The following is a 6,531-nucleotide window of genomic DNA, read 5'->3' on the forward strand; positions in this document are numbered from 1 at the left end:
TAAATCCTTATCTGGCAAGAGATTTAATTGATTAGTTCGCTCTAGATCGAAAACAATTAACAAAAATCGCCAAATGTCTTTCTCTATAAGAGTTTCATTCCTTATAACCCTGTACGTTGCATAAGACAAACCGAAGAGCCAGAGAAAATAGGCATCAGAAAAGAAAATTGACCTCTCTCCGTCTGGGAAATTTTAGTACAAATGTTCGGAATGTCAACTCCGGCGCGGCCGTGGAGTCTGAAGGCGTAATTAATCTCTTGAGCTGCTATCAGGTGATAATATCTCAAATACTGGATAAATTTGACATAATCAGAGTTTGTACGGATATTGTAGTCGTCTGTTGTCTTTTTTCTCCTCCTGTCTCGGAGTCTACTGTCCTAAGGAAAGATTTTCGATTTTTACAAGAGGTCTATAGTCAACAGATTAGGGGACAAGGGAGCAGTCAGTTTAATTCCGATCGAGGTGGAGTTTCCTGATATAGTTTTAAAAGCAGTCGGTTCAAGACAAAAAGACATGGTTACTAGGGGCGAACGAGGAGTAGAAGTGAGGAAAAACGAGAGCTTTTCTCTGGCTTCCTATCTGGAGGAAAAGCGGTTAATTGTCGAGTCAGCTTTAGATAGCTCTTTAGTTATCGGCAATCCTGCCAAAATCTACGAGGCGATGCGCTATTCTCTCCTCGCTGGCGGCAAACGTCTGCGGCCGATTTTATGTCTGGCTACCTGTGAATTGATGGGGGGTTCCCTAGAGATGGCTTTACCCACCGCTTGCGCTCTAGAAATGATACACACGATGTCATTGATTCATGACGATTTACCCGCCATGGATAACGATGATTACCGACGCGGGAAATTAACCAACCATAAGGTTTTTGGCGAAGATATCGCTATTTTAGCCGGGGATGGTCTCCTGGCCTACGCTTTCGAGTATGTGGCTACCCAGACTCTTAATGTACCTCCCCTACAGATTTTAGAGGTAATTGCCCGTTTAGGTCGCACTGTCGGGGCAGCGGGTTTGGTGGGAGGTCAGGTTTTAGACTTGGAATCCGAAGGAAAACCCGATATTTCGGCAGAAACTCTCGGTTTTATCCATACTCAGAAAACTGGGGCCCTGTTGGAGACTTCTGTGGTGTCGGGGGCAGTTTTAGCGGGGGCAAAAGCGGAAGATATAGCTAAATTAGCCCGTTACGCTCAAAATATTGGCTTGGCTTTCCAAATTATCGATGATGTTCTCGATATCACGGCGACAAAGGAGGAATTGGGTAAAACCGCCGGGAAGGATCTACAGGCACAAAAAGCCACCTATCCTAGTCTCTGGGGGATAGAAGGGTCTCGCCAGCAAGCTCAACACTTAATAGATAGTGCCATCGGTGAATTGAGTAGCTACGATGAGGCTGCTGAACCTTTACGGGCCATCGCCGAGTATATTGTTAATCGTAAAAATTAAATTAAACGAATGAGATTATGCAGGACTTCGAGCAGGTGTTACACAATCAAATACTGCTAGTCTCTCTTTTAGCTTGTTTCACTGCCCAGGGACTAAAAGCGCTGATTGAGTTAATCCGCGATGGTAAGGTGAGTCTGCGCTATCTAGTCTCGTCGGGGGGAATGCCTAGCGCTCACTCGGCACTGGTGGGGGCCTTGGCTACTGGGGTAGGATTACAGGTGGGTTGGTCTAGTCCCGAATTTGCGATCGCTGCGCTTTTTGCGGTTATTGTTATGTATGATGCGGCCGGAGTGCGTCAGGCAGCGGGAAAACAGGCCCGGATTCTCAATCAAATTATCGATGAAATGTTCCAGGAGGGCAAGGAATTTAACGAGGAACGTTTAAAGGAATTAATCGGTCATACTCCTTTTCAAGTGCTGGTCGGTTTAAGTTTGGGTATCGGTATCGCCATGGTGATGCTCTGTCATTAATTGAGGTGTTTTCTGGGGTTGAGATAAACTAGATTTAATAACTGAAAATCCGGGGTAATCACTCATGTTACAATCCCTAAAAATTGAGGGCTTTTGCGGTTTTCAAAGTTTTGAGATGGCCAATCTTGGTACGCCAATTCAAATTTGAAACGCATCAGCAGCAATGTTTGAGATAGAGGCAAAAAGGAATCAAAGTTACAGGAATCCACTCAACAAAGTGCTGATAACTGGGTAAATTGGCACAAGCATCGCTCCAGTATTCAGCTACAGGGTCTAAATAATAGGATTTGAAGTTTCTGTAATGATTACTACGGCGGTTCCTCTATCCATCTGGCACAGACAACTCCTTATACTAAATACGTTGAGTATAGGCTAGTTATGAGGAGAGGCACTCATGCAAGAGGCACTCATGCAAAGGGGAGAATAAATAATCAGTTTTTAATAACCGGATTTAGTATTATTGGATAAGCCTTTCCACTTAGAAGATGTACCAGACTGAGCCTGAATCCGCCGTATGAAAAGCGATTAAAATCGTCATAATTTCCCCCAGACATAAGCTTCTTTTTCGTTGTCGAGTCTTCAGTCTATAAGCAAGTAAGCTTTTTGAGCATTGAGGTGCAAATTATTGGCAAAAATCATCGACAGGACAGAATAAAGCATCTATACTAACCCTAGGGCAAGGTGGCTGAATGGTTTTCTGTTTTTCAGCATATCACTTCTCCCTTTTCTTATCCCGAACTCAGGTTATATATAAGGAGAATAATTAACCATGACCGCAAATAGAGGCCCGATTCCTGTAGTTGTCAACGGTGCAGCCGGCAAAATGGGACGGGAAGTCATTAAAGCCGTTGCTCGTGCCGACGATATGATCTTAGTGGGTGCAGTGGATCGAAATCCAGCTTTTCGAGGTCAAGATGTGGGGGAAGTGGCCGGTTGTGAACCCCTAGAAGTGCCGATCCTCGACGATTTACAGAGTGTTTTAGTCCTGGCAACTCAGGAAAAAGTGCAAGGGGTGATGGTGGATTTTACCCATCCCGACGGTGTTTATGACAATACCCGCAGTGCGATCGCCTATGGAGTGCGTCCCGTGGTGGGAACTACGGGATTATCGGCGGCACAACTACAAGATTTAGCCGAATTTGCCGAAAAAGCCAGCACCGGCTGTTTAGTTATCCCCAATTTTTCCCTTGGCATGGTTTTACTACAACAGGCTGCCCTGCAAGCATCCCGCTACTTTGATCATCTGGAAATTATCGAACTGCATCACAATCAAAAAGCAGACGCACCCAGTGGAACGGCGATCAAAACCGCCGAATTACTGGCAGAATTAGGTAAAACCTTTAATCCTGCCCAAGTTTCCGAAAAAGAAACCATCCCCGGCGCTAGAGGCGGTTTAACTGCTGAGAACATCCGTATTCATAGCGTGCGTCTACCCGGTTTAATCGCCCACCAAGAAGTCATTTTCGGTTCCCCCGGGGAAATCTATACCCTTCGTCATGATACCAGCGATCGCTCCTGTTATATGCCGGGGGTTCTCCTCTCTATCCGCAAAGTTACTCAGCTGCAATCCCTCGTCTACGGTTTAGAAAAAATCCTCTAAATCAAGATAGGTAGTGATTTTATTGTAGTGGTGATAGCTCAAACCTTGGCTAATTGGGCATTGTCGTCATCAATAAAGTACCAAACAGTTCGGCACCCTATCCATTAGTCACATCTTTCTTAACATAAAATTTGACAAAAAGAGAAAAGTGTGCAAGATGGCTCAAGGGGGTTCTATGGGGGAACTAATTTGAGCAGATAGTTTCCAAGTCTCGCTGATATCATGTAACCTTCGCCGTCCCAACCAAATAGTTTTAACACCAGGTTCACCGTCGCCTTTTCTACCTAAAAAACCCCCAAGAGAAGCAATCATTCTGACCGCTTCTGGCCAAGGAGGGCGGCTTTTTAGGCGGCGGAACCTTTTTATGAATAGTGGCACACAAAGATTGCCATTCATGTTCTTCCAAAAAACTTTCACAACTTTCCTACCCCTGTAAGCGCGCTTGATAGGTTAACCAGAGTAATCGCTTTCGCTACAATCGAATAGGTAGCTAAGGCCATCTCAATTCTACGACCCGTTTCTAATTGCAGTTTTTCTAGTCCACAACCACTTTTTAAAACAAAATGATAGCGTTCTATCAACCAGCGATAACTATACCAGCGCCCGCAGGTTATCGCCGATTCAAAGCTACTAATGTCTAGGCTAGTTAAGAGGAGCCAACTGATAGGATTAACTCCGGGATGAGGATTTTCTTCTTCGGATAAAATCACCTGTAATTTTACAGGTTGACTAGGGTTCGCCTTGTAGTGATGTCTAGTGGTCTGTCAAAGCAATTATGTCGGATAATAGGAATGTAAATAAGCTAACCCCGAAAAACAATGCCAGCCAAACAATACATTGTCTGCTTAACTGAAGATGAACGCAAGAGTCTCAACAAACTAACCACAACAGGTAAAGCTTCCGCTAGAAAAATTAATCATGCTCGAATTTTACTGAAAGCATATATCAATCAACCCGATGGAGGTTGTACAGATAAACAAATCAGTGAAGCCTTGAATATCAGTACCAGAAGCATTGAGAGAGTCAGACAAAGATTTGTGGAAGAAAGCCTAGAAAATGCACTTAACCCTCGTCCGAAAAAGTCATTAAAGCTCAAAAAGATAGACGGAGAAGCAGAAGCCCATTTAATCGCACTGGCTTGCTCACAAGTGCCTCAAGGTTATAACCGTTGGACATTACGACTACTGGCAGAGGAAATGGTAACTTTAGAATACATAGAAAGCATTTCTTATGAAACAGTGCGACAGGTCTTAAAAAAAACGAGCTAAAACCTTGGTTAAAAGAATCTTGGGTAATTCCACCTCAAGCCAATGCCGAATTTGTCTGTCAAAGGTCAGAAGTGTTACAACTTTACACCAGCAACTATGACCCAGATTATCCCTTAGTTTGTTTTGATGAGACCTCAAAACAACTGATTTCAGAAATCAATTCGCCAATTGCTGCCGAACCGGGTAAGTCCGAACGTTTTGATTATGAATATCAGCGAGAGGGAGTTTCTAATTTATTCATGTTTTTTGAGCCGTTCACGGGTTGGAGACACGTGGAAGTCACTGACCAACGTAGGAGTGTTGACTATGCCCAACAAATGAAGTATTTAGTTCTCAACGTCATCCTCAAGCCAAGAAAATTAAAGTAGTTCAAGATAATCTGAATACTCATGTCAAAGCATCTCTTTATAAAGCTTTTACCCCAGTCGAAGCAAGACGCATTCTGGATAAATTGGAGTTTCATTATACTCCTAAACATGGAAGTTGGTTAAATATGGCTGAAATTGAGTTGAGTGTTTTAAGCCGACAGTGCCTTGAGCGGCGTATTGAAGACAAGGAAATCTTAACAGAAGAAGTAGCAGCTTGGGAAAAACGCAGAAATGAAAATTCTGCTCCTGTAGATTGGCGATTTACCACTGAAGATGCCCGAATTAAATTAAAAAGATTGTATCCGTCAATAACATCTTGACAGACCACTACCCTATCTAGCTTGCTTCCAATTCGTGAAGCGTCTGAATGGAAACCCAAAGTCGTTGTTTTTTGACTTTTGTTCTTCTTTTAACCTTGCTTCCAATTCGTGAAGCGTCTGAATGGAAACTTGGGAAGCGATTGCTATGGCGTGACCGAATACGCTTGCTTCCAATTCGTGAAGCGTCTGAATGGAAACTGCTCTTCCATGATAAGAACTCTTGCAAATTAATTATATGTTACAATGGTCGGTTAACTAATTTTTTGGGAAAATTAGTTAATTAGTGCATTTGTTCTGAATGAAAACCTGAAGTTTAACTTTTAACCCAAAACTCTTTAGATATGCTTTAATTTGGTTGTCAAAACCTCTTTATTTAAGCAGCACAAACTATCTCAATTATAAAAATTGAGAATAAATTCTCCTGACTAATTACAATTCCCCTTCACTGGATTAATGTTTGGCAACTTTTAAGAAGCTGCTACACCTATCCCTAACTCATAGTTATAAACAGCCGCCAAAAGGTTAACTCTTAAACTATATCTTCGACGACGATTCCGATATTTACAGGATAAGATTTTAAAGATTTTGAGTTTCCTATTTATAGTTTCAATGCTCATCCTTTCTTTGGCTAAAGCCTTGTTATACTCCTTTTCTAAATCTGTTAATTTTCTATTTTTCGATTTATTTTTCGGTGTATAACTATTACTATGGTATGCAGCTATTCCTTGATAACCACTGTCTTCTATGCTGGTAGTTAAAGGATGAAAACGAACTCGACTTTTTTAAAATAAACTAAAATCATGACCTCTACCTTTCCCACAAAAGACACCGATAATTTCCTCGGTATTTTGAGCAGCTACTAATTGGGATTTTCAAGTATGATAACCTCTTTTACCACCAAAAAAATCTTTCTGTTTCTTTTGGGGGCGTTCCCTGGGAGTTTCCGTTACATCCATTACCGTTACGACCGGTATCTCTGCTTGATTTAGTAGAGCTTTTTTTCCTTTTAAACGGAAGTTTCCCGATTGTCAAAGCATTTTTTCCGTCTTATTTACAATCCGA

The 6,531-nt window shown here is 42.2% G+C and carries 3 protein-coding genes and 3 pseudogenes; 4 read left to right on the forward strand and 2 right to left on the reverse strand.

The features are described 5' to 3' along the window. Positions 1-513 precede the first annotated feature (513 nt). The 3 genes from crtE (at position 514) to dapB (ending at position 3,513) form a co-directional block, all read left to right on the forward strand. Entirely contained in the window at positions 514-1,443 is a 930-nt protein-coding gene (crtE, locus tag IM456_RS17100; RefSeq protein WP_149988228.1) for a geranylgeranyl diphosphate synthase CrtE, read from the forward strand. A 17-nt stretch (positions 1,444-1,460) separates the two neighbouring features. Then, positions 1,461-1,913 carry a divergent PAP2 family protein gene (locus tag IM456_RS17105; RefSeq protein ID WP_149988229.1) on the forward strand — a complete coding sequence of 151 codons (453 nt, stop codon included), beginning with the start codon at positions 1,461-1,463 and terminating at the stop codon, positions 1,911-1,913. A gap of 769 nt (positions 1,914-2,682) precedes the next feature. Beyond that, a complete protein-coding gene (dapB, locus tag IM456_RS17110; RefSeq protein WP_149988230.1) occupies positions 2,683-3,513 on the forward strand; it encodes a 4-hydroxy-tetrahydrodipicolinate reductase in 831 nt (276 codons plus the stop codon). A 162-nt stretch (positions 3,514-3,675) separates the two neighbouring features. On the opposite strand, the pseudogene IM456_RS17115 reads toward dapB, so the two are convergent. Further along, positions 3,676-4,277: pseudogene (locus tag IM456_RS17115) on the reverse strand (IS4 family transposase); the annotation flags it as partial. Between the two features lie 54 nt (positions 4,278-4,331). Here IM456_RS17115 and IM456_RS17120 point away from each other — a divergent pair. Further along, positions 4,332-5,469 (forward strand): annotated as a pseudogene (locus IM456_RS17120) (IS630 family transposase). Between the two features lie 467 nt (positions 5,470-5,936). On the opposite strand, the pseudogene IM456_RS17125 reads toward IM456_RS17120, so the two are convergent. Continuing rightward, positions 5,937-6,531 (reverse strand): annotated as a pseudogene (locus IM456_RS17125) (transposase family protein); the annotation flags it as partial.

It is taken from the genome of Microcystis sp. M079S1, assembly GCF_020246425.1.
Classification (GTDB): Bacteria; Cyanobacteriota; Cyanobacteriia; order Cyanobacteriales; family Microcystaceae; genus Microcystis; species Microcystis aeruginosa.